Source organism: Cellvibrio japonicus Ueda107, from assembly GCF_000019225.1.
Classification (GTDB): Bacteria; Pseudomonadota; Gammaproteobacteria; order Pseudomonadales; family Cellvibrionaceae; genus Cellvibrio; species Cellvibrio japonicus.
Genome location: NC_010995.1, coordinates 3,349,732 through 3,374,522, shown reverse-complemented (window position 1 = coordinate 3,374,522; position 24,791 = coordinate 3,349,732). Strand labels below are relative to the sequence as shown.

The 24,791-nt window shown below is 53.4% G+C and carries 11 protein-coding genes; 6 read left to right on the top strand and 5 right to left on the bottom strand.

All coding sequences use genetic code 11. The features are described 5' to 3' along the window. Window positions 1–29 precede the first annotated feature (29 nt). From CJA_RS13860 to CJA_RS13845, 4 genes are all read right to left on the bottom strand, one after another. Window positions 30–503 (bottom strand): hypothetical protein, encoded by a 474-nt coding sequence (locus tag CJA_RS13860; protein ID WP_012488463.1) that lies wholly within the window; start codon window positions 501–503, stop codon window positions 30–32. 522 nt (window positions 504–1,025) lie between these two features. After that, window positions 1,026–1,943 carry an ornithine carbamoyltransferase gene (gene argF / locus CJA_RS13855; RefSeq protein WP_012488462.1) on the bottom strand — a complete coding sequence of 306 codons (918 nt, stop codon included), beginning with the start codon at window positions 1,941–1,943 and terminating at the stop codon, window positions 1,026–1,028. A gap of 47 nt (window positions 1,944–1,990) precedes the next feature. Next, window positions 1,991–3,154, bottom strand: a complete 1,164-nt coding sequence (locus tag CJA_RS13850) for an aspartate aminotransferase family protein (protein ID WP_012488461.1) — start codon at window positions 3,152–3,154, stop codon at window positions 1,991–1,993. A gap of 273 nt (window positions 3,155–3,427) precedes the next feature. Then, a complete protein-coding gene (locus tag CJA_RS13845) occupies window positions 3,428–5,893 on the bottom strand; it encodes a response regulator (protein WP_012488460.1) in 2,466 nt (821 codons plus the stop codon). A 279-nt stretch (window positions 5,894–6,172) separates the two neighbouring features. Here CJA_RS13845 and CJA_RS13840 point away from each other — a divergent pair, with 279 nt between their 5' ends. The 6 genes from CJA_RS13840 to CJA_RS13815 all read left to right on the top strand — a co-directional run bounded on the left by CJA_RS13840 (window position 6,173) and on the right by CJA_RS13815 (window position 24,123). Continuing rightward, entirely contained in the window at window positions 6,173–8,476 is a 2,304-nt protein-coding gene (locus CJA_RS13840; RefSeq protein WP_012488458.1) for a substrate-binding and GGDEF domain-containing protein, read from the top strand. 61 nt (window positions 8,477–8,537) lie between these two features. Continuing rightward, on the top strand, window positions 8,538–10,628 hold the full coding sequence (locus CJA_RS13835) for a TonB-dependent receptor family protein (RefSeq protein ID WP_238526773.1): 2,091 nt from the start codon (window positions 8,538–8,540) through the stop codon (window positions 10,626–10,628). A gap of 294 nt (window positions 10,629–10,922) precedes the next feature. Continuing rightward, window positions 10,923–13,232 carry a glycoside hydrolase family 31 protein gene (locus tag CJA_RS13830; RefSeq protein ID WP_158304070.1) on the top strand — a complete coding sequence of 770 codons (2,310 nt, stop codon included), beginning with the start codon at window positions 10,923–10,925 and terminating at the stop codon, window positions 13,230–13,232. Window positions 13,233–13,923: 691 nt separating this feature from the next. Continuing rightward, window positions 13,924–20,757 (top strand): starch-binding protein, encoded by a 6,834-nt coding sequence (locus CJA_RS13825; protein WP_012488453.1) that lies wholly within the window; start codon window positions 13,924–13,926, stop codon window positions 20,755–20,757. A gap of 28 nt (window positions 20,758–20,785) precedes the next feature. Continuing rightward, window positions 20,786–22,168 carry a DUF1552 domain-containing protein gene (locus tag CJA_RS13820; RefSeq protein WP_012488452.1) on the top strand — a complete coding sequence of 461 codons (1,383 nt, stop codon included), beginning with the start codon at window positions 20,786–20,788 and terminating at the stop codon, window positions 22,166–22,168. 83 nt (window positions 22,169–22,251) lie between these two features. Continuing rightward, window positions 22,252–24,123, top strand: coding sequence for a TonB-dependent receptor plug domain-containing protein (locus CJA_RS13815; protein WP_012488451.1), 1,872 nt, complete (start codon window positions 22,252–22,254; stop codon window positions 24,121–24,123). Between the two features lie 140 nt (window positions 24,124–24,263). Here CJA_RS13815 and CJA_RS13810 read toward each other — a convergent pair whose 3' ends face one another. Then, window positions 24,264–24,701 (bottom strand): hypothetical protein, encoded by a 438-nt coding sequence (locus tag CJA_RS13810; RefSeq protein ID WP_012488450.1) that lies wholly within the window; start codon window positions 24,699–24,701, stop codon window positions 24,264–24,266. Window positions 24,702–24,791 lie beyond the last annotated feature (90 nt).

Here is a 24,791-nt window from a genome sequence, read left to right as displayed (position 1 = left end):
TATAGAAATGAAAAAACATAGAGCTGTTGTTATTTGGCAGTGTTGCGAACAACCAGATCATTCCCTCTGCGCAGGTTTTCAAAACTGTTGGCACCTATACCAGTGCTGTGGGCCTGCTCGTCAAATTTGACGTGGAGGATATTGCCGCTGTTCATCTCGCGAATTTTTACACTCAGGTCGCTGTGATTAATCGCGAGAATTTCCCCTTTGATTTCTGATCCGGCAAGGGGTTGAAAGCGTTGCTTAAGGGTGACGCTGTGACCGATCTCCAAACGGCTCAGCGACAGGTTTTTACCTTTCACGGTAGCAACACGGGCATGGGGCGCAATCGAAAAATTTTCGGTCTTTCCCTGCTCGGTCATGACGGTCATTGTATGTTTTGCCGCATTGATTTTAGTGATAACACCGGAGACCTCCCGGTGAGAAACAAAATCAGCGGCCTGGGCAACACTGGCGAAACTGACGAGCCCAAAAACAGCGGCAGAAACCAGGGGTTTTAACATGATAAACACCTCAACATAAACTCAGTGGATGATTGGAATGATGAAGCGCGCGCAGGGAAGATTATAGGTCTGAATGTTTTTTATTTGTTACTAAAAGTTACGTCATTTTTAAACTGTTTTTTCACAAGAGAGGCATGTTTCCCTTATTTTTATTCATATAAGAGATATAAAAATAATTTTAGATTTCCTATTGTTATTAAAAGCATGGTTTTGGGGCAAAAATCCTGACTTTTGGGAAAGATTGTCATGTTTTGGTGTTTGTAGTGGCGTGCTTGTGGTGCGACAATTGACAACGTTGTCTGCTGATGTGCCATTTTGGTGCTGCTGATAAAACGCATGGGTATTTCATGAAAAATAATTAAACGGGCGAACCGGAATGCCAGTGGCTTCGGGCCGTTGGCCAGTCATAAAAGTTACGGCTGCGCCGGTTGAGTGGCGGGGAAGATAAATTGGCAGGGGCCAGAAGACGTTGTAGTGGGCGGCTGAGTGGTCGCCAGCGTTGGCTGGCGACCTTGGCAGGGACTATTGATTAAATAAAAATTCCATTAGCGCATTCTGCGCGTGCATACGGTTTTCTGCTTCTTCCCAAACCACCGCATCGGGTGCGTCGAGGATATCGGCGCTGACTTCCTTGCCGCGATAGGCGGGCAGGCAGTGCATAAACAGGGCATCGCTTTTGGCGTAACTCATCAGTTCCTTGTTGACCTGGTAGCCGATGAAAATCTTTTCGCGCTGTTTCTTTTCATCTTCCTGGCCCATGGACGCCCAGGTATCGGTAACCACCAGGTCGGCACCGGCAACAGCTTCGCGCGGATCGTTACTAACGCTGGCGCGATGTTGGTAAGGCGTGACAAATTCGTCTTCCGGTTCGAAACCTTTGGGGGTGGCGATACGCAGTTCAAAGTCACACAACTCGGCAGCCTGGATATAGCTGTTACACATGTTGTTGCCATCGCCGACCCAGGCAACAGTTTTTCCCGCCAGTGAGCCGCGCTGTTCCACATAGGTCTGGATATCGGCGAGTAATTGACAGGGGTGGTATTCGTCGGTCAGGCCGTTGATGACAGGGACGCGCGAATACTCGGCAAAACGTTCTACGGTGGCGTGGCCATAGGTGCGAATCATGACCATGTCTACCATGCTGGCAATACAGCGTGCGGCATCTTCGATGGGTTCGCCGCGGCCCAGCTGGGAATCCTTGGTTGACAGGAAAATAGCGTGACCACCTAGCTTGGCAACTCCGGACTCAAAGGAGACCCGGGTACGGGTGGAGTTTTTTTCGAAAATCATCGCCAGCACTTTATTGTCGAATAGGGCTGGTGCTTTGCCCTGGCGGAGCAGGGCTTTGAGTTCGATGGCGCGCGCGATGATGTGTTGCAGCTCGGCGCTATTGACGTCATTTAAGGTTAGGAAATGTCTCGGTGCCTTTGAGGGAACCATAATCGTTGCTCTTTTATTGCAGCGCGCGCGTTATTGCGCGCGCTTGTTTAAAACTCTGTCACCAGTTGAACCACCTTGCTGATGAGGTCGTCAGCTTCTGCATCCGTGAGAATAAAGGTGGGCAGCAGGCGGATGGTGCTGCCGGCGGTTACATTGATCAATACTCCCAGGTCGCGCCCTTTCTGAACCAGCTCAGGACAGGGGGCATTGAGTTCAATACCAAGCATTAATCCCTTGCCGCGGATATCGACCACCTTGGTGTTACCTGCCAGTGCCTGGCGGAAACCGGCTAGCAGTTTATCGCCCAGATATTGCACGCGTGTGAGCAGGTTGTCATTGCGCAGGGTTTCCAGTACGGCAATCCCGGCGCTACAGGCCAGGGGGTTACCGCCAAAGGTGGTGCCATGGTTACCTGGCTGGAATACCTCGGCGGCTTTGCCGCGTGCCAGGCAGGCGCCAATGGGGACACCATTGCCCAGGCCTTTGGCGGTGGTCAATACATCCGGCAGTATGCCGTTATGTTGGAACGCAAAGAAGGTGCCGGTACGGCCATTGCCGGTCTGGATTTCATCGAGCATCAGCAGCAGATCATGCTCATCGGCCAGGGTGCGCAGTTGGTTGAGATAATCGGCTGCCGGTACACGTACGCCGCCCTCGCCCTGTACGGGCTCGACCAGTATGGCAACGATATTGTCGTGCTGTGCCAGCGCGGCTTTTACCGCAGGTACGTCGTCATAGGGGACGCGCACAAAGCCTTCAACCAGGGGCTCAAAGCCAATTTGTACTTTGGTGTTGCCTGTTGCGCTCAGGGTGGCCATGGTGCGGCCATGGAAACTGTTTTCCATCACGATAATCGAGGGGCTTTTTACGCCCTTGTCATTACCGTATTTGCGCGCAATCTTGATCGCCGCTTCATTGGCTTCTGCACCGGAGTTGGAGAAGAATGCTTTCTCCATACCGCTGAATTGGGTGAGCAAATCGCCCAGGTGCTGTTGCTGGGGAATATTGTAGAGGTTGGAGACATGGATCAGGGTGGCGGCCTGCTCGGCCAGTGCCTTGGTTACAGCCGGGTGGGAATAGCCCAGGCCACAGACAGCGATACCACTAATGGCATCCAGATAGGATTTGCCCTGGTCATCCCACACGCGGCTACCCTCGCCCCGCACAAGGGTGAGTGTTCTGGTGCCGAAAGTGTTCATAAGGCTGGACATTGCATTCTCCAAAAAAACAAACCCCCGCAGCCAGTCATAAACGGGCTAATCGGGCGGGAATTGGGGGGATTAACCAGTGGTGGTGCGCAGGTGATGTGGCTGCACCAAACACTTGTCGTGAAGCTGCGCAGGATTTAATGCCAGAGTCTTACCCGTATTGCCTGAGTCTCACCTGTATTGCCAGGTCGGCATCTCAACGCGCGCAAAAACGAACGGCCAATATATAAGTTATTGCGTTTATTGGCAAATTCTGGCAGGTCCCGCAGGTGTTGATCAGCCTTGGCTGGCAGGGTCAAAACCTGGCTGTTGTATAAACTCCCTGGCAAACACAATGTCGTTTTGCAGGTGGAAAACACTGTCTGGCGGTTGGATAAAAAAGCCCTCGAATAAGCGGATACCTTGCATCCACAAGCTTGAGAGGTTGTGTGAATCCTCGATCTGGGTGGCGATAACCTTGACGCCATTATCCCGTGCGGCAGCCAGTATGGCTTTCAACTCCTGGGGGTTGTAGCCCTGCGCGGTCAGGTGCGGTGAAAGCCGGACGTAATGCAGGGGCAATTGGTTAATAATCCGGATACTGTGCTCGCTGTTACCGGCATGGGTCAGGCAGATACCGCATTCTATGTCGAGCAGGGATTGGGCAATGCGCTGGGCCAGGGCAGGGTGTTCAAGTACCCAGGGTTCTTCTAGCATAAATACCAGGCGACCACTGCCGCGTAGGCGGGAAGAGCGCAGTACATTGGCGGCAAAGGAAAAGAAGTTCTTTTTCGCCAGGGTTTCCTTATCCAGGTGCATAAAGAGTGTGGCGTGTTCGCGGGTACTGCTGTTTTCGGCGATGGTGCTGACTGCTTTTTGCAAGACCCAGCGATCCAATTCCAGGCGCTTGCCGGGCTCGTCCAGGCGGCGCAGGAACTGACTGGCGGGAATCAGTTCGCCATCGCTGCGGCGCAGGCGGGTGAGTACCGAAAAGTGCTCTATCTGGGCGTCTTCCAGGCTAATGATTGGCTGGAAGGTCAGTACCAGATCCTTGTTGATATCCAACGAATCTCCAGTGAATCCGGCGTTTGTATTGACCAAGGGATGGGGCGGTGTCGGGATATGGTTATCACCTTGCGGAGGGTGACCGGTTTGTTGTTCAAAGGCTTCTTCAGCGGCCAGGAGCGCCTGGTGCGCACTACCGAGCTTGATGTTCAGGGGCACCAAGCCCACGCCAAAATCCAATAGTAGGGGATTAGCCTGGATACGGTAGGGGTGTTGGCTCAGGTGCTTGGCCAATTGTTCTCCACGTTGGTGGTGGTATTGCAGGCTGCGTCGACAGGTCATCACACAGGCCACTAAGGGCGACAGCTCAACCCAATGCTCATCCGTTCCGAGGATTTCCCCCAGGTGTTCGCAAAAGGCTTCATGTAAGGCGCTGAGTTCAATGCGATCCAGGCGATCAACCAGTTCCTGGTAATGGTTAGGACTCAGGTAATAAAGGGCGCTTTGGTCCTGGCCGAGATTGACGTTGTGGATTTCCTCTTCCACGGCGGCAAAGAAATAACCGGGCGTAATCTGGTGAGCCTGGTAGCTGCGTTGGGTAATACGCGCCACCCGGTTTTTCAGTGAATTGGTACTGACCAGCGCTTGCTCGCAGAGTTTGATCAGTTGCTCTGCTGCGAGCGGTTTTACCAGCAGCGCATTAACCCCCAGGGCCTGGATTTGCCGATGTAGCTGCACATCGGTATCTGCCGTCACAAAGATAATGGGCAATAGTAAAAACTCCGGGTCCTGGCGCAGCAGTCTGGCCAGTTCTATGCCGTTCATTTCCGGCATGTGCATATCCAGGATGGCCAGGTCCGGTTTGAACGTGTTGGCTTTCTCCAGGCTTTGCAGGGGGCGGTTGATACACAGGACTTCCATACCGGCGTAGCGCAGGATTTCCGCTTCCAGCTCGGCCATATCCTGGTCATCCTCCACAATCATGACGCGGTAGATACGATTGGGTTGATGCAGGGTTTGCAGCAGCTTTTCCAGCAGTAAATTAAAGTTCAGCGGCTTGATAAGGTAGTCATCGCAACCGGCGCGCAATGCGCGCAGGCGAGTGTGGGCATCACTGCGCGCGGACATAAGCAACACCGGTACCGGCTCGCTGAATAACGACTTGAGTGAACGTATAACGGCAACGACCCCTTCGGGGTGAAGGTCGGCATCGAGCAGGATGGCCTGCGGACTGTTTTCATGGGGGTGGGTCATGCAGTCACCCACATTTTCAAAGAATTGGGTTTGCAAACCGGCGCGGCGCAGGTAGCGACATACGAGAGATGCATGGCCGCGATCAGGCTCAATGACATACACCAACTGTTGGTTATAGAGGGCTTGGTTGGCCAGTGGTGGCGCACCGATCGCCTCTGTCAGGCTGGGCAGCTCGCTCGCCTGCACCATCTGCTGTCGCAGCGCTTCTATACGCTGGTTGATATGTTCGCGTTCGTTGTTGCCCGGTTGGCGTTTGAGGTCCAGCAGTTCCTGCAGGTAGCCAGCCAGGTATTGGGCGTTGCCACTAATACTGGTGTAGCCGTAGGTGGCACTACTGCCGCTGAGTTTATGGAAGAACCGTTGCAGGGCGCGAATGCCTTGCTCGTTCCAATTCAGGCGATGCAGATGGGTCCAAACCTGATCAAGTTTGTGGGCGCGTTCGGGGAGACCGGCAATAAATGCCTGGCGTAGCTCGCTGAAGGCTTGACGAAATTCATGGGGCATTACGGTTACTGCCTTTTGTTAAGGTGCGCCCTTGCCGGGCACACAGGATTCCAATCCTGACAGACCATACCTGAGGGTATATCCGGCCTGCCTTAAGAGTATAGAAGCTGGGCTGTTATTAGTCGTGAGGTTTCCTCACAGACTGCACAACGCCGGGGCAGAAAATCCGGCTGGATTGGGAATTCTGCCTATACTTGTGCCATGTATTTACGGGGCAGGTCAGGTTGACTGGTGAAATGCTCCGGTGCCTTGCCCATCCCTGTATCAGGAGCTGTGCGCTTGACCAGTTTTGAGATCACATCCGATTCGCCGGATATCCCCCCCATCACGGGTGCTGCTGCCAAAACCATTGGAGTACTGATTCATCGAGTTGATGATGACCTTGCCGCTGCCCTGGTATTGGGGCTTATGCAAAAAGCTGCCCAGCATGATTTGCGGCTGGTGTTTTTCCCCGGACGACACCTGCATTCTACCCAATTGTTTAATCGCCAATTCAATGTGCTGTTTGATTTGGCGTATCACTTGCCATTGGACGGTATTTTATCGCTTACCAACAGCTACCAGGCGGGAGCCTATGAGGACGAGATCAGCCAGGTATTCTCGCTGTTCGGTTCTACACCGCTGTTGAGTATGAATTTTGTGGCGCCGGGTAATCCCTCGGTCATTGTGGATAATCGCGCCGGTGCGGAGTTGCTGTTTCGCCACCTGATAGGGATCCACGGTTATCGCCGTATTGCCTATATGCGTGGAGCAGATGGCCACTTCGATGAAGAAGAGCGTTTTGCAGCGTATCTCTCCGCCTTGCAAAAAGCACATATTCCCTTTGAACCGGCGCTGGTTGTGCAGGGGAATTTTGAGCGCGATGGAGGGCGACGCGCCATGGAGGAGTTGCTGGCGCGACAGGTGCCATTTGAGGCGTTGGTCGCCGCCAATGACACCATGGCATTGGCGGCATTGACCGTAGCGCAGGAACGCAACCTGCATGTGCCGGGCGATTTTGCCATTTGCGGTTTTGATAATCTGCTGTCCGCCCAGCGCGAAGCACCTATGATTACTACCGTGCACCAACCCATGACGACCCAGGTGCAAATTGCCCTGGAGTTATTGTTGTCGCACATGCAGGGCAATTCCATTCCCCTGGTGACCAAGGTGCCTATGCGTTTGGTCGTGCGGCAATCCTGCGGTTGTATTGGTGAACGCGGTGGTGCACGGCAGGACAGCAAAGCTTTCCCGGCAGAGCAGGGGGCGAATTATCGCGAGCGGATATTGGCTGATCTGGGGTTGCCGGAAACACGGGCAACTGTCTATAAAAGCTATTTGCTATTCCTTGAGCATTGCTTACGTCAGTTTGAAAAATCCGGCTGGATGGATGTCGCTATTGGTGAATTCGCCAACGAATGCCTGGCAACTGAAGGTGATATTAGCCATTTACAGGCACTCGTGTTTTATTTGCAGCGCCATTTATTGGATGTGTGCCCCTCTTTACGCTCAGCGCCCTCTGTGGGGCATATCCTGGCGTGTGCAGAGCAGTTACAAAAGTGGCAATTGGTGATTATTGATAAATTGCGCGCTTATCAGCTATCGATTCGTCAACGTGAGGAGCATGATGCGGAGATACTTTCTCGTCTGGTTAAAACGCAACTGACCGATTTCTCGCTGGCGGGTATTTGTCAGCTGCTGGAGACAACTCTGCGCCAGATAGGGGTTACCCAATGCGTTATGGGACTTTATCCCCACAGTTTTGATTATCAATTATTTGGTGTGGATATTCCGCGCGAATTGCGTTTGATGTTAGTGATGGTCAATGGCGAATTAGACCAATCCCGCCCGGGGCAACTTATTCCTTTGGATGTTTTACTGGGCGAAACGCCTTGTATCAATCGCTCGTTGGTGCAGGTTGTATTGCCGATCTTCCACCAAAATCGACACTATGGTTTGTTGCTGCTGGATATGACGGATAATCCGCGCATTCCCCTGGAGTGGTTGCGCCATGAACTCTCCAGCATATTGGTAGGCGCCATAGTAGCTGAGGAGTTACAACAACAGCAGCAGCATTTGCAGCGTCATTTGGATATCCGCAACCATCAGAATGCCCGCCTTATCAATATTGTAGAGCGCGATGAATTGACGGGGTTACTCAACCGGCGCGGTTTTTTCCACCGCGCCCCAGCCTGGGTAAACAGCCACGGCGGGCGCGATATACGCCTGGTATTTATCGATCTTGATGATTTGAAAAAGATTAACGATACCCATGGACACAGTGAGGGCGATCTTGCATTGGGTGTTGCTGCAAGTTTGATCAGTACCAGTTTTCGTGCGGATGATTTAATCGCCCGTTTGAGTGGTGACGAATTTGTTGTGCTTACTTCCGGCCAGCAGGGTGAAGAGGATTTGCGGGGGCGACTGTACCAGCAATTCGACCGCTATAACCAAACCAGTAACCTGGCCTATCATCTCGGTTGCAGTTTGGGGTGTTACAGCTTTCGTGCAGAGGAGATGGTTTCCCTGGAAGCGTTGGTTGCCAAGGCGGACCAGTTGCTTTACGAGGAAAAACGTCGACGCAAGCGTGGACGTACTGACTAGCTCACTTATACGTGCCACAAATGTAAAACTACGTATGTTCACGTGACCAGGGGATTACCGATTGGCGACAATTGCCCCGAGTACTGCATCGGAGTTGCTGCCAGTGAATGTGCCTGTTTATTCCTTCCCTTTATTTCATTTGTTGTTGGGTGCGGGCTTGTTATTGCCCTCACTCGCCTGGGCTTCATCGGGACAGGTGTTGGAAACGCTGGTGGTTACGGCAAAGCCAACAGTCCCATCAGCACTGTCGGTCAATCTGGTGACCAGGAGTACTCAGGATCTTTTACCTGGCCCTGGTGCGGAAGTGGCCGATTGGTTACAGGGATTGCCCGGTGTGCAGGTCGATAATCGAACCAATCTGGCACAGGACGCGCGCATCAGCCTGCGCGGCTTTGGCGCCCGTTCCGCCTTTGGGGTTCGCGGTGTTGATCTGTTGCTGGATGGTGTGCCCATGAGCCAGGCCGATGGGCAAGGGCAGTTGTCCTCGGTCATGTTGGATCAGGTCGCCTATGTCGACGTCATTCGTGGGCCGCTGGCTGGACTCTACGGTAGTGGCGCCGGTGGTGTTATTGCTTTGAGTTCCGCCATTCCCACACAGCATCGCGCCCGTATAGGTTTAAGCGGTGGCCAGGAAGGACTGCGCCGTCAAAGCCTTAACCTGGAGGGAAATATTGATGGACTTGCTGCTAGCCTGGGCGTTGCTGCCATGGAGCAATTGGGTGCAAGGCCTCATGCTTATGCCGAGCGACAGCAGTGGAATGCACAGGTTTTTTATACCCTGACCGATACCCTGCAAATCAACCTTAAACATGCGCACACCCAGGATCCCTTGCTGCAAGATCCCCTGGGACTAACACCAGAGCAATGGCAAAACGACCCCTACCAGGCCAATCCTCTGGCGGAACAATTCAATACCCACAAGCGCGTCGACCATCGTCAAACCAGTGTGTCATTGCGCCAGGAACAGGATGATTGGCGTTGGCAAGCTGCTGCCTGGACCGGCGTACGCGACATAACGCAATATCTCGGCTTTAGTGGCGCGGCACTCAATAGCAGTGGTGGTGTTGTTGATTTAGCGCGGGACTTTGGCGGAGCCAGTATCAATCTGGGACGCGATTTTTTATTCTGGCACCGGCCACTAAACATCACCCTGGGGGCAGATTGGGCGTACATGGATGATCGCCGGCGCGGGTATGTGAATAACCAGGGTATTGCCGGTGACTTGCGTCGCGATGAATCGGGTGAAGTGGAATCCAGCGATGCGTTTGCAGTGCTCCAGTGGCAATGGAATAGCGCATTGGATGTGTATGCCGGTTTACGTCGCAGTCGTGTGGATTTTTCGGTAAAGGATTATTTTATCAACGTTAATAATCCTGATGATTCTGGTGCACGCGATTATCGCGATCAGTCTTATGCAATGGGTGGGCGATACCAATCAGGTAAAAACTGGTCATTCTTTTTTTCGGCGGGTGGCGGGTTTGAAACGCCAACCCTAACGGAAATGGCATATCGCAATGAAGGCCCGGGTTTAAACATTGCATTGGATGCCGCACGTATTCGCCAGCAGGAGGCCGGTGTTCGTGTCGGCAATACAGTGGGGGAACTTACTCTGACAGCCTTTGCGATTGATACACAGGATGAACTGGTTGTCGACCAATCTATCGGTGGACGAACCAGTTATCGCAATGCAGCGGGTACGCAACGAGAGGGGGTGGAATTATCCGGGCACTGGAATCTGAATTCCCACTGGCGCATGCAAATCAATGCCCAGGTTATGGATGCCTATTACAGTCGTGCAGAATTGGTTGGCCATCAGTTGCCAGGTGTTGCTGCTGAACAGTATCAATGGGATATCCATTATCATCCGCTCGCCAATCGACAACTCATATTCAGCCTTGGCCTGCATAAGCGAAGTCGCATTGCCAGCAGTGATAGCAACACGTCCTTCGCTCCAGGATTTTATCGCATTGACATGGGGGTAGAGGGGTACAGGGCATTGGCCGATAATTCGCTGCACTGGTGGTTAAAGCTCGCCAATGCCAGCGATGAAAACTATGTTGGCTCCGTCATTGTCAACCAAAGCAATAGCCGCGCGTTTGAACCCGCCCAGGGCAGAAGCCTGATGGTAGGTGTGAATTTGTGGTTTGAATAATTTGCATACGTATTCATTCGCCACATCCCTGTGGCTCACCCTGCGGGCAGCTTCGCTGTGTTAACTTGCTGTCCTGCAAGTTAATCATTCGTCATGTCTATGTTAGTTACTCTCTGATACCTATGTTGGTCACTCTACGGACTGTTTCGCCGAGTTAACTTGCAATCCCACAAATTAACTATTCGTGTTGAATTTTTATTGATAACAATAAAGTGTGAGTTGTCTATGCGCCTGATGATTTATGGATTGTTTTTTTGTTTGTTGGGTTGCCAACCGGCAGGTCCGGGAGCTCCTGTGTTGGAGAATGGTTCATGGCTGGTGCAATCCGCCGATGGAGCGTCGCTGCGAGTTACGCCCTATGGCGAACGGATAGTGCGGGTACAGCGCGTTCGCGCTAATGAGCATTTTTTACCGGATAATCAGTATGAAATGGTCGAGAGCCATGCTTGGCCTCGTGAATTTATCTTGCAGGATAGTAAAGCGTTTTGGGTATTACAGCACCCGGATAATCCTGAATTTCAGGTTCGTATTGATAAGCAAACCCTGGTCGTCAGTTTTGTGCAACAAGGGCATCCGGTATTGCAGGAGCTTTCTACCCAATGGGATACACAGCAAATCCGATTACATTTTCTGCTGGATTCCAAAGAACACTTCAGTGGGCTGGGTCATGGATTCTACGGACGTGACTCCAGCCTTGATTTACGCGGCAAACGTATAAAGCGTAATTATGGCCGTGAACCTATTCAGCAGGCGCCGTTGATTGTTCCCTTTTATTTATCCAGCAAAGGTTATGGTGTTTTTCTCAATAGCACCTTTGATAACGAGTTCAGCTTTGGCGATGGAAATGAATATTCCCTGGGCTTGGCCAATCCTGGCGAGCGAGCGCGGCTGGATTATTTTTTTATCGCAGGGCCGGAATTGCGCCAGGTGTTGGATAGCTATACCCAGTTAACCGGACGTCCCCGCTTGCCTGCCAGAGCCGTATTTGGCTTGCAGCTTTCCGATAAGGGCCATGACCATACGACGGCGACACCTTCAGACGAAAACTGGTGGCGGGAAAAAATCCGGCAGCACCGCGCTGCGGGATTTCCCCTGGATCATGTTATTAATGATAACCGCTGGCGTGCAGGTGGTGGAAAACGCTGCGAATCGCGTATGGCCTGGGATAGGGAGCGCTACCCTGATCCGCGTGCCTATGCCGATTGGCTGGTATCCGAAGGATTAATTATGACCCTGGATATCAATCGCTGTATTGCGCAATACAGTGAGGGTTGGCAAGCCGGTTTTAATGTACCGCCTATCGGGAATATTGAATTTAATACCAGTGCACCGGACCTTACCAACCCGGAGTTTCGCCACTGGTTTTGGCAAATTTTTTATCAGCAGTCACTGGATCCGGCGTTGGGTTTTCCCGGTGATGCGCTTTGGATTGATGAGTTTGATGAGATGGGAGCGGCTGATGGTGCCACGCGTCTCGCCAATGGCAGCACATGGGCTGAAATGCGCAACTACTGGTTTTTCCTGATCGCTAAAGCCTTGGTACAAGAGGGATGGGATCAATCAGCGTTAAAAGAAAAACGTCCATTTGTGTGGGTGCGCGGTATGACAGCAGGGGCACAGCGTTATGCGACCTTATGGACCGGCGATATTTATCCCAACTATGGGGACATGCAAGATCAGGTTCGCGCCATGCAATTGGCGGGGCTGTCCGGGTTTCCCTTCTGGGGGCATGATGCTGGCGGCTTTTATGATTGGAATGCTGCACACGGCCCGGATGAAGACTTGTACCAGCAGTGGGCTATGGCCTTTGGTAGTTTTTCTCCGATATGGAAGCCTCATGGTATGGGCCAATCGCGCTGGCCTTTGGACCGGTCTGCTGGCGCGCAAGCGACTGCCCACTATTTCGCACAATTGCGCTATGAATTAATGCCTTATCTCTATACCGCAGCGCATCAGGCAGCAGCAACGGGCCTCCCTATCGCGCGCCCATTGTTGCTGGATTATCCGCAGCATGAAAAAGCCTGGCAATTTGATTTGCAATACCTGTGGGGGGATAGCTTGCTGGTTGCGCCGGTTGTGGATAATACCGGCACAAAAAACCTGTGGCTGCCGCCGGGTAACTGGTATGCCTGGCAGAGCGATCAGGCCATCGTCGGTGAGGCCGAGCTGGAACTGGGGGTAACCCCCGGCAAGTTGCCACTGTATGTTAAGCAGGGAGCGATTATTCCGCGTTACCAGCGTGCGCTATCGACAGCTTTCCAGGATAAAACGGTGTTGCTGCTGGATGTGTATGTTGGGGCAAATGCTAATGCACGGATTATTGAGGACGACGATACCAGTATGGCCTATCTGCGCGGTGAGCAGCAGGTCACCTCTTTTGCATTCAACCATGCTGCCAGGGAACTGAGAATTTATGAAAGTCTTGGGGACTATAAGGGGGCGATAAAAAAGCGCAATTATCGGATTCGGTTTTACGGTGAAAATACCCGCTGTTGGCTGGTGAATAATCAACAACTATCGTTGGCAGATGGCCATAGTGTCCTTGAGCTTACCAATATTCCAGCTACAACAATGGTTGTTATAAAACCCTGTAGCCTTCCCTGATGTTTCACTTGCGGTATGCCAGTGTGGCATACCGCCGCTGTTACCAAAGTCCTCACTGTTTTCCTTTTTTGTTTCTCCTGTTCACCGGTTAATGGCGTGTTTTCCCATCGGGTGGATGACGTTTTTTGACGCATGTTGTTGCATACGTATTCATCTTGCATGCAAGTGGTGGTTAATCTACTCTGAGACGGTACAGGCAAAAGTATTTCTATTGATGATGAAAAAACTTTTTTCTGTGCATCAAATCCTAATCTACCCGTGTAAACACAATAACCAATAACTTGTAGTTGTTAGTAAAAAAAGACGCTTGAAAAGCACAATGTGACCGTGCGAGCCATTCCAGCCTTGGCGTAAAACTCAGGAAGACAGTGATACCTACTTAGCGCATTTTTTCGCGTTACGGGTTCGTTTTTGCCTGCCGTTTGTGTGGCCTGGTGAAGCTGTTTGTGTTCCTATCATGGCGTTGTCAGCATGGCCACAACAAGCAATAAAAATAAAACGGTTTGGCAATAACAAAAAACACTATCGGGAAAATTACCGCTGAAGGTTGTAGTGCTTTGTACATCGATGGGGGCGTGTACACGGTGATGGATGCAGCGTTTTTCCGATAAACCGGGTAGCTGACATAACAACGATACCCAGTGCTGACATTGATCTGTCGGGCACGTGGGTGCGGAAACAGGAAAAGACTATGTTCTCCATGCTGTCTCAAGGTGTTGCCTTGTATCGGACTGCTGCGCACTTGCTTCCTGCCCTGGGCAAGCGCATGCAATGGTTGGTCGCCGTGTTGCTGATAGGTGTGGCAGCCTTGGCGCAGGCGCAAAATTGGCCGGAAGCCCATTTCCGTGGTACGCCCAATAATTGGGCAGCTACGGCGATGGTGAAAAATTCCAGTACCGGACTGTGGGAAACCCAGCAAAGTTTTTCGGGGACCAATCCGCGCTTCAAGATCAGTCGCTACAGCAATAACTGGAATGAGGCTTATCCAACAACGGATTACCTTATTGCCGGTGGCGATGGTGATTACCACATCACCTTTAATGACAACACCAAGGCAGTGGTAGCCGCCAAGCTGCCAATCACGATTTCGGCTAACAGCATTTGTTACAACAATACGAACAATCACGCTAACCCTTATATTTATTTCTGGAACCCGGCACCGGCCGGCTCAGTAACGCCGTTGCCTGCCTGGCCTGGAAAAGCTATGACCAAGCGCGGCCAGTTTTATTGTTATGACGTAACTGCGGAGTTGGCTAATGGCACTATGCCGACCAGCTTGCGTATTATTTTCAGTAGCAATGGCAGCCAGCAAACAGCAGATTTGACGTATTCTTCCGGCCTGGGTTGCTATGAGTCCGGTGTGTGGAAAAACCTGAGTGCTTGTGGTTTTGCTTCATCGTCCACATCCTCAAGCGCTGCCAGTTCATCAAGTGTTTCCAGTTCAAGCTCGTCTGTGCCTGCAAGTTCCAGTTCCAGCTCCAGTTCAGTAGTGGTGGTATCGAGCAGCAGCCAGTCTTCGACATTGTCGGTAACGTCTACCACCCTGTGTTACGACAACGCCGCGGGTTACGCCAATCCCTATATTTATTTCTGGAATGCATCACCATCGGGCTCCATTACTTCCTATCCCGCCTGGCCGGGTGCTGCCATGACCCAACGTGGCAGTTTTTATTGTTTTGATTTTGCCAGTCGATTGACCGGTGCCATGCCAACCACGATGGGCGTGAAATTCAGTAATAACGGCAATCCGCAGACAGGCGATTTACAGTTTACGGCCCCCAATGCCTGTTACCAGGGCGGCACCTGGAAAACCCTGGCTCAGTGTGGTTTCAGTGTTGGTACACAAAGTTCATCATCCTCTTCCAGTTCGTCAGTTGTGCCCAGCTCATCCAGTAGTTCGTCGTCTGTTGTTTCCAGCAGCTCCAGCTCTGTTGTGGTTTCTTCTTCGTCCAGTTCTTCGGTAGCGATTTCTTCCAGCAGTTCATCCAGTAGCTCGGTAGCAACACAGAAGACCCGCATTTATTTCCATAACTCCCTGGGATATACCAATCCCTCTATTCATTTCTTCAACATATTGCCTGCTCGTGCCGGTTCCACCTGGCCAGGTGAGACCATGCGTGATCTGGGTAACCAGTGGTACAGCTTTGATTTCGATCCGGCCATTGCCAGCGGTAGTGTTGTATTTAATAACCGCGGTGCCCCGCAAACTGCAAACCTGAACTTTGTGGTGCCCTTTACCTGTTATCGTAACAATACCTGGCAGACGCCTGATGTATGCGGTGCGCCGAGTGAATTGGTTGCCAATGCCGGTGCAGACCGCACTGTGAATAAGGATACACGTCAGGTATTGTCTGCTGCTGCCTCGCGCGGTGAGTATGTGTCTGCAACATGGACCAGTCCAGCCTGGGCTGGTGCGTTGACCGGTGCGCAAGTGATTACGCCATCGCTGGCACAAGCCGGTAGCTACACCGTTACCCTGACGCTGACCAATGAATTGAACCAGACGTCGACCGATACCCTGGTGCTGAATGTTGTGGCTCCCACGCGCGGTTTGGCGGCGCGTCCCTTACTGGCTGCCCCGTTAAAATTCCCGATTACCGGTAATGTATCCGGTAGCAATTATCGTTTTGAAAAAGCCTATCCCAATCTTGATGATCAATTTATGGCACCGGTACAGGTATTGGCCGATGGTGTTAATGATTTGATTTACGTGGTGGATAAACCTGGCAGTGTTTATGTCTTCCCGAATGATCCCAATGTGACCACCGGTCAGGTGCGTACCTTGCTGAATATTAATAATGTGGTGCGCAATTACCACGAGCAGGGTTTGTTGAGTATTGCCTTTGACCCCAACTTTGCGGCCAACGGCTATTTCTATGTGTATTACATTCATGGCACCGACGATAACGAGCGTGCTGCAAATGGTACCTTTGGTGATGGCATCCTGGAGCGTTGGACGGTTAATAATCCACTCAACCCAAGCGGTGTGGTTGCCAATTCCAAGGTAGAGCTCTTGCGCGTACCCCAGCCGGGTCCGGATCACAAAGGTGGCATGATGCAATTCCACCCGGAAGAGGGTTATCTGTATCTCAACATTGGTGACGGTGCCTATGGTCACAGTGCGATTACTTCCTATCCGCAGGATCCGCGCACCAATAACAATGCACAGATCACCAGTAACCTGCTGGGCACCATGATTCGTATTAAACCGCTGGCGCAAGCGGTCAATGGTTTGTATTACGAAATTCCGGCTGATAATCCCTTTGTGAATAATCCGGCGTTCCGCGGTGAGATCTGGTCCTATGGCCATCGCAATCCCTGGCGCTGGTCTTTCGATACCGAGACCCCCTATACCATTTGGCAAACCGAAGTGGGCCAGGCCGGTTACGAAGAAGTTAACCTGATCCAAAAGGGTAAGAACTACGGTTGGCCGGTGTGTGAAGGCTTGACTAACCGCGGTGACCTTGGTGGCGCACCTACTAAAAACTGTGCAACAGATTTTGAACCGCCCCGCGATGGCTATGCGCACCCCACCGGTTTCTCCATTATTGGCGGTGTGGTTTATCGCGGTAACCAATTGCCTGGACTCAATGGCCGCTTTATTTTCGGTGATTATGTTACCAAGCGTATCTGGTCCATTGTCGATGGCGAAGCCAAAGCGATTGTGAGTGAGGCTTTCCCCGAAAATATTGCGTCCTTTGGTACAGATTTAAGTGGCGAAGATTTGCTGGTATCCACCTATGGTGTGGAATACGGTGGACGCTCCACTATTTATCGGGTTGTCGATGATGCGGCAGCCGCGGTTCAAATTCCGGCGAAGCTGTCTGCAACCGGTCTATTTGCGGATTTGCAGAATTTGATTCCTGTGAATGGTGTTCTTGAGTATTCGGTCAATACCCAGGGCTGGTTTGATGGTGCACACGTGCGTCATTTCATCGCGCTACCTAATGACAAAAATATCGGCTTTGATCCAACCAACAAGTGGGATCTGCCTGTGGGCACGGTGCTGGTGAAACACATGAGCATCGCCACGGCGACCAATCCCCAAAAACCCTTTACAACCTCAGTACTCTTCCGCCAGGAAGAGGGATGGCAAGCGGCTAACTACCATTGGAATACCGCGGGCACTGATGCAAACCTGGTGCGTGAAACGACAAACGTTAGCGATGGCGGAGTGGTGAATCGCGAGCGCGCGGTCATGTCCGCCGCCGATTGCGGTTCCTGCCATGTGGGTAGCGGCAGTAAAGATCCCCTGGGCATTCACACGCGCCAGTTGAACGGTAATTTCAATTACCAGGGCCAGGTGGATAACCAGCTTACCGTGTTCAATCACATTGGCCTGTTTACAGCGGGTATCAATAACGCCGGCAGTTATGGCAAGTTCGCGGCGGTGGATGATGTGAGTGCGGATGTCGGTGAGCGAGCCAAATCCTATCTGCATACCAACTGTGCACACTGCCATTCCAGTGCTTTTATGGATATGCGTTATGACACCCCCCTGGCACAAATGCGCCTGGTGAATGTCGCCAGTGGCCAAAACCTGCGCCTGAAACCCTTCAGCCACGCCGAGAGTGTGATCTACATTTACCAGACCACGGATAGCAACCGCATGCCCAAGGGTACGCGCTATACCAACCCGGCGGCTGAGACCCTCTTCCAGCAATGGATTGATGCGGTGGACGCCGAGCAAGTGGGCATATCGCTGACCAGCAACAAAACCAGCCTGCCGATTTATACCAATGTCACCCTGAGCGTCCAGTCGCTCTATGACAACCAATTTACGGCGGCGGTAACGGGAAATGTTACCTGGTCATCCTCTGATCCCAGCGTGATTTCGGTAATGGAGGCCAGTGGTGCCCAGGTAAGCCTGGTAGGTATTGGTGCGGGCTCTACCACCATTACTGCACAGGCCGATGGTTATACCGCCAGTGTGCAATTGATCGTGACGGCAACCGGCTCGTCCAGCAGTTCATCCAGCTCATCGGCAGCGCCTGTTACCAGCATTCAGATCGCTCCGGCGACAACCCAGCTCACCAGTACCCAACAATTGGTGGCTTATGGTGTGCGTAGCGATGGTACCGAAGCCAATCTCTACGGCCAGGTGAGCTGGCGCATGGTGAGCGGTGCCAATGTGGCGTCGGTGAACAGCAGTGGTTTGTTGACCCGCCTGGCCAATGGCGAGGCCGTGGTAGAGGCCAGCTATCAGGGGCTCACCGCAACCCTGACACTGACCAGCAGTACTCCCGGATTGGCCCTGCGTTTCAACAATCCCAACAACTGGAACAATGTGTACATCTACCTGTGGACTGTGGTGAATGGCACCAACCAGGTCGTGCAGGCCTGGCCGGGGATCCAACTGACCGGTAGTGATGGCTGGTGGTCTTATGTGGTTGATCCGCAGTACCTGAATAATGGCAGCATTAACGTCATCTTTAACAATGGCGCCGGTGCCCAGACTCCGGACCTGCGCAATATCAGCGCCTCGTCCAGCTATGTGAACGGTGCCTGGCAGCCCTGGAATGATGGTGGTAATGGCGGTCCGCTCTCGCGCTTGTCAGTCATCGCCGGCACTACCCCCAATAACGAGCGCGATTTTGCCGAAGGCACAGTGGTGACCGTGACTGCCGACGAGGCGCCCTATGGCACCCACTTTATGGGATGGACCGGCGATGGGCTGCCGTACATCTTTACCGATCCTTCGGTGTCCGAGGTGCAGCTGGTGATTCCGGGTCATAACCTGTCCCTGCAAGCGGTATTTGGCAGCGGTGGTGATGACCATGGGGTAGCACGTGATCTCTATGCCGCCCAGTGCGCCAGTTGCCATGGTGATAAGGGGACCGGCGGTGTTTCCAATGCCTTGAATGGCCTGCACGACAGCAGTGCCTGGACCCTGGAGTTGCTCGCGGATTACATCGACAACTTCATGCCCATGGGCAACAGCAGCCAATGTACCGGTACCCAACCGGGGGATTGTGCCTATGGCATTGCCAGCATGATCATGGCCAATGCCTGGGAGCCGCCGGTGTGTACCGATTGTCCGGCGGGTGAGCAGGGCCTGGATAGCCGCAACCTGCGCCTGTTGACACGCGAGGAATACCTCAATTCGGTGCGCGATATTTTTGCGATCGACTTCCCTGCCAGTGTTATGGGGCCGGTACCGGTTGACGGCCGTATCCGCAACTTCGATACCGCCTCCTTCCTGCAGGTGGATAGCGATCGCACCGTCGGTTATGAAATGGTAGCTGCGGATATCGCCAACCGCGCGATTACCCAGAAGGGCTTTACCGGTTTGGTGAGCGGCTGCTCCAACAACACCTGTGTGGTTGAGCGCGTGGGTAAAAAGCTATTCCGCCGTCCGCTGGCGACTGCCGAGGTCAATCGCTATGTATCGCTGTTTGATAGCACCGACGGTGGCCGTACCCTGGTGCAGGCGCTATTGCTCTCGCCCCATTTCATGTATCGCTCGGAACTGGGTGTATTGGATCAGGCGACCGGTCTCTACCGCCTGACCAACCATGAGATTGCGACCCTGCTGGCGTACACCTTCTGGGTGAGTGCACCGGACGATACCCTGATTGATGCCGCCGCCAACAGTAACTTCAACATCGCTACCCAGGTTGAGCGCCTGCTGGCGGATGCGCGTGCCGAGCGCGGTCTGCGTCGCTTTGCCGGCGGCTGGCTGGTGAATAACCAATACGGTTTTGCCGGTATTTCCAGCACGACCCTGGTGGAGGCTTTCAAAGAGGAAACCGTTCGCTTTGTGATCGAGGCGATCAAGGCCAACAAGCCCTACGGTGATTTGCTGACGGCCAATTACACCTGGGTTAACGGTGAGCTGGCACAGCACTACGGTATCAGCGGTGTGACCGGCAGCAACTGGGTACAGGCTCCCTACAACACCAGCGATATTCGCGCCGGCGCCGGTCTGCTCGGCCACGGCAGCTTCCTGGCGTCGCGCACCAGCACGATCAACCCGGCGCCGATCAAGCGCGGCGTGTATGTGCGCGAAGTGCTGATGTGCCAGGAGTTCCCACCGCCGGCAGCGGCTGATTTCAACGTGATCTTTGAGCCGGGTGACAGCAACCGCGATGCCACGGCGCGCCATACCAGCAACCCGGCGTGTGCGGCCTGCCACCAGTACATCGACGGTGTTGGTTTCGGTTTCGAAAGTTTCGGCAGCAATGCGCTCTTCCGTGCCGTAGAGACACTGGGTAATGGTGAAACCCGCGCGATCAATGCCACCGGTGCTATCAAGAGCCTCTACTCGCCTGAAACGACGCTGGATCCCAACAGTGCCGCGATTGCCTACAACTCCATTACTGAGCTGGCCGGCCTGATCGCAGGCAGTGGCCAGGGTGAAGCCTGCTTCTCACGCCAGTTCTATCGCTACACCGTGGGACGCAAGGAAACCCTGTCGGATGAGCCGATTATCCGCAGCTACAGCAGCGATTTGCGCAATGGCGGCGGCCTGCGCGACATGCTGATTGACCTGACCCAGGCTGACAGCTTTGTGCTGCGCCGCTAAGTGGCTGAACCCTTGAGGAGAAACGTCAATGAATCATTTGAATAACCGTTCACGCCGCAAATTCCTGATGAACCTGGCTCGTGCTGGCCTGCTGCTGCCCTTTGCCGGGCAGATGCTGGGCCAGAGTGTGATGGCTCAAACCGCAGGCGCGCGCCGGGTGTTGTTTTTGTACTACCCCAATGGGGTTGTGCCCTATAACTGGGGCCCGGTACAGGACAGCGGCACCATCACCAATGGCAATGAACTCAGCTTTGGCCTGGGGCCACTGAAGAATTGGCACAACCGTATGATTGTGTTCAAAAACCTCAACCTGGACATAGGCTCAGGCGCGGGTGCTCACTATAACGATATGCGCGGCATCCTCACCGGTAATAACCAGATCAGTGACGGCAGCGCCAGTATCGATCACCTGATTGCCGAGCGGCTGGGCGATGAAGGTGTGCTTAGCCTGGGCGTGCGCACGGGGCCCAAGGCCGATGCGATGATTTCCAAGCCGCGCAATGTCAACACCAGCCAGCGCCCCATCCCCAATAACGATCCGGCGGATGTGGCACAAAAGCTGGCACTGAAAATCGGTACTGGCGAGGTTTCGGATCTTAAGCGTCGCATGTACGACGCTATCCTGAGCGATTTCGACAGCCTGGCTAATGCCGCCCTGGAAAAATCGCGCCAGGACAAGATCGACCTGCACACCAGCGCCTTGGTTCGCCTGCGCGACCAAACCGGTGTCCAGGTGGGGGAGTGCGGTTTCAACCCCAACCCCATGGCCGATCCCTATGCCTATTCCACCGGCCAGCTGTCGCCAACCCAATGGCAGATGTTCCCGCATCTATGCCGTGCGCAGATCGACAATATCGTCGGCGCCTTTGCGTGTGGTCTGCACCGCGTAGCGACCCTGCAACTGTCCAAGGGCGATGAAAACGGCAACCTGGTCAATTACTCCTACGACGAATGCTGGCAGATGTCACAAGATGCTATCGCCCAGGGAATTAAAGCCGATCCGGCGGGCGGCACGGTGGGCAATATCACCCGCTGGTACAACGAATTTGCCAGCCATAACGCATCCCACCGCCCCGGTGATGTACCCCACACCGCCCAGGTGCGCTGGTATCACTCGCTGCTGGCCTACACCCTGGAGCAACTGCAAGCCAAGGGCATCCTCGATGACACCCTGGTGGTGATGTTCTCCGAGGTGGGTGATGGCTCCAAGCACGGTGGTGCTGCCGGTGCCGTTACCCTGGCAGGCGGTGCAGGTAGCTCCCTGCAAATGGGTCGAGTGATCTACGGTGGTGATGGCATTAACAATGGTTATCGCGTCTGGGGAACCCATGAGCTCTTTGGCGATATCGCCAAACTCATGGGCGTTACCAACCTGCCGGAAAGCCATTGGCGCGGTGGAGTCATTGCCTGATGCCGGGACGGATAAGCATCGACCGGAAATCCTGAAAAGTAATCACCATAAAAAAATAACTGATAGAAAGGCAGAAAACGCAAATGAAGTTACCTGTACCTCTCGCCGTACTGCTGATCGGTGCGCCCCTGGCCCAAGTGGTGGCGGCACCGGCAGTAGAGGAGTTAATGGTCACCGGCAGCTATAGCCCGGTCAGTAGCGAGCAGCTGGCGGCATCGGTGACGGTCATCAACCAGCAACAGTTACAGCAACTGGGAGGCAATAGCCTGGTTAATGCCCTGCGCCAGATTCCCAGCCTCTGGGTGGAAGAGCAGGGCGGCCCCGGCGGTATCAGCTCTATTAACCTGCGCGGTGCCGAAGCCAACCACACACTGGTATTGCTCAACGGGGTGCAATTGAATGACCCCACCAATACCCGTGGCGGGGCCTTCGATTTGAATGGCATTAATATCGAAACCATTGAGCGCATCGAAATTATCCGCGGCGCCCAATCGGCCATTTACGGCTCCGATGCCCTGGCCGGTGTTATCCACATCATCACCCGTGCACCGGCAAAGCGCCTGACGCGTATTAATGCCCGCCTGGGGGAAAAGGGTTATGAAAGCGGTGGCATAGCCGCCACCGGTCAGGCGGGGAGTCTGGGCTACAGCCTGAGCGCCCAGAGCCGTGATGCCGGTGAACCCGTGCGCGGCAGCACCGCCAGCAACAGCGAATGGAATGCGCGACTCGATTGGCGCAACGAGGCCCATCAACTCGACCTGGCACTGCGTTACTTTGATGGTGAACGCACCAGTTACCCGGAGCAGAGCGGCGGCCCGGCGCTGGCGCAAAGTCATGCATTGGATACCAGTGAATATACGGATAAACAGGCGTCCCTTGCCTGGCGCTATGCCATCAATAATTTCTGGCGCAGCAGCCTCAGTGCCGGTTGGTACGAGCGCGAGGAAAATTATGATTCGCCCGGCATCCTGCCCTATAACGCGGTTCCACCCAATGGCGCCGATAACCAATTTACCCGCACGACTGTCAGTTGGGTAAATACCCTGGGCGACCAGCAACGTTATTGGGCCAACCTGGGGCTGGAAAGCAAAAAAGAAAAAGGTGAGAGCCAAGGCTATTTGGATTTCGGATTCCTGATGCCGGCAGATTTCTCCCTGTCACGGCGCACCGACAGTGCATTTATCAACCTCAATGGTTATGTGCTGCCCGGCTTATTGATCCAGGCCAGCAGCCGCTACGATGACCCCGATTCAGCCGCATCCAATACCAGCAGCCAGGCAGGCGTGCGCTACCGCCTGAATGACCAGTGGAGCTTTTTTGCCAATGCCGGTGAAGGTTACAAGCTGCCCAGTTTTTCTGCCCTGGGCCATCCGCTGGTGGGAAATGCGGACCTGAAACCGGAAACCTCCACATCCCGCGAACTGGGCGTTGATTGGGCTTATGGCGCTGTCTCCGCCAACCTCACCTGGTTTGAGCAGGAATACCGCAACCTGATCGATTTCGACAGCGACACCTTCCGCAATGTAAACCGCGAGCGAGTGGATACTGCGGGCGCGGAGGCCAGCGTCAACTGGCAGGTCAATACCCAACTCAACTGGCGCGTGCAGGGCAGCTATACCGATATCGATATGCTGTCTTCGGATAACAACCTGCTCGGACGCCCCCAATCGACCCTGGGCAGTTCGCTGCATTACCAGCCCAACGCCGACTGGCAATTCAACCTGAATTACCTGCATGTCGATGAACGCTTCGCCGTCAGTCTCCATGATGGTCAAGGGCAGCAGCAGACGCTCGACAGTTACAACCGTCTGGATGCCAGCGCCTATTGGCAATTCAATCCCCACAGCCGTTTGGGCCTGAACCTGGAAAACCTGGCGGATGCCGATTACCACACGGATATAGGTTTCCCGGCACCCGGGCGTCTGGCCAGGGTTTCCCTGGATATTGCTTTCTAGCGCGATTAACTAACAAGGCCGACCCACACTGCCAGGATCGGCCGCATGATGTTCCCCTCCCCCTGCGCATTTTCCAGTGGTTGTTTACGCTGGTAGATGCGCTTTTTTATGGAGTAAAGCGCAAGGTTATTTGTAGTCATTTATTCGGGAGTATCCACATGTCCAAGCACTGTTCCATTTTGGACGTAGTAGATAGTTTTAACACCTTCATGTATGTCTGAAATCTGGAATACCATACGATGCGCGCAGAGACATGCAGTAGCCATGCCGGATGGTGAGCTTGTTGACAGTGACAGAGTTGCAGTATTGCTCCAAACCCGAAGCTCCGGTTGATCCGGTATATGTGCACAATTGAGATAGGTAATCACTTTGAGGGTGACAAAGCCATTGCTGCGACTGGCCTCGATATGTTCATCCTGACCAGACGCGTTATTGCAAAATTTTTCATTTTTTATCAGGACAACCAGGGCAAATTCTCTAGCAATCGCCGGGACTGATTTTGGGCGGAGGTCAATCAGCTTGTAGAGAAGAGAATTATCGGTTTTGAATATGGGTGCCGAATCCTGAAACAAAACCACAATGGTGGCCAGGGCAAAAAATATACTGGCGCCAGCTGCATTTGATGTTTATATTTCACACAAGATTTTCTGCAAGCGCTAGCCAAGGAT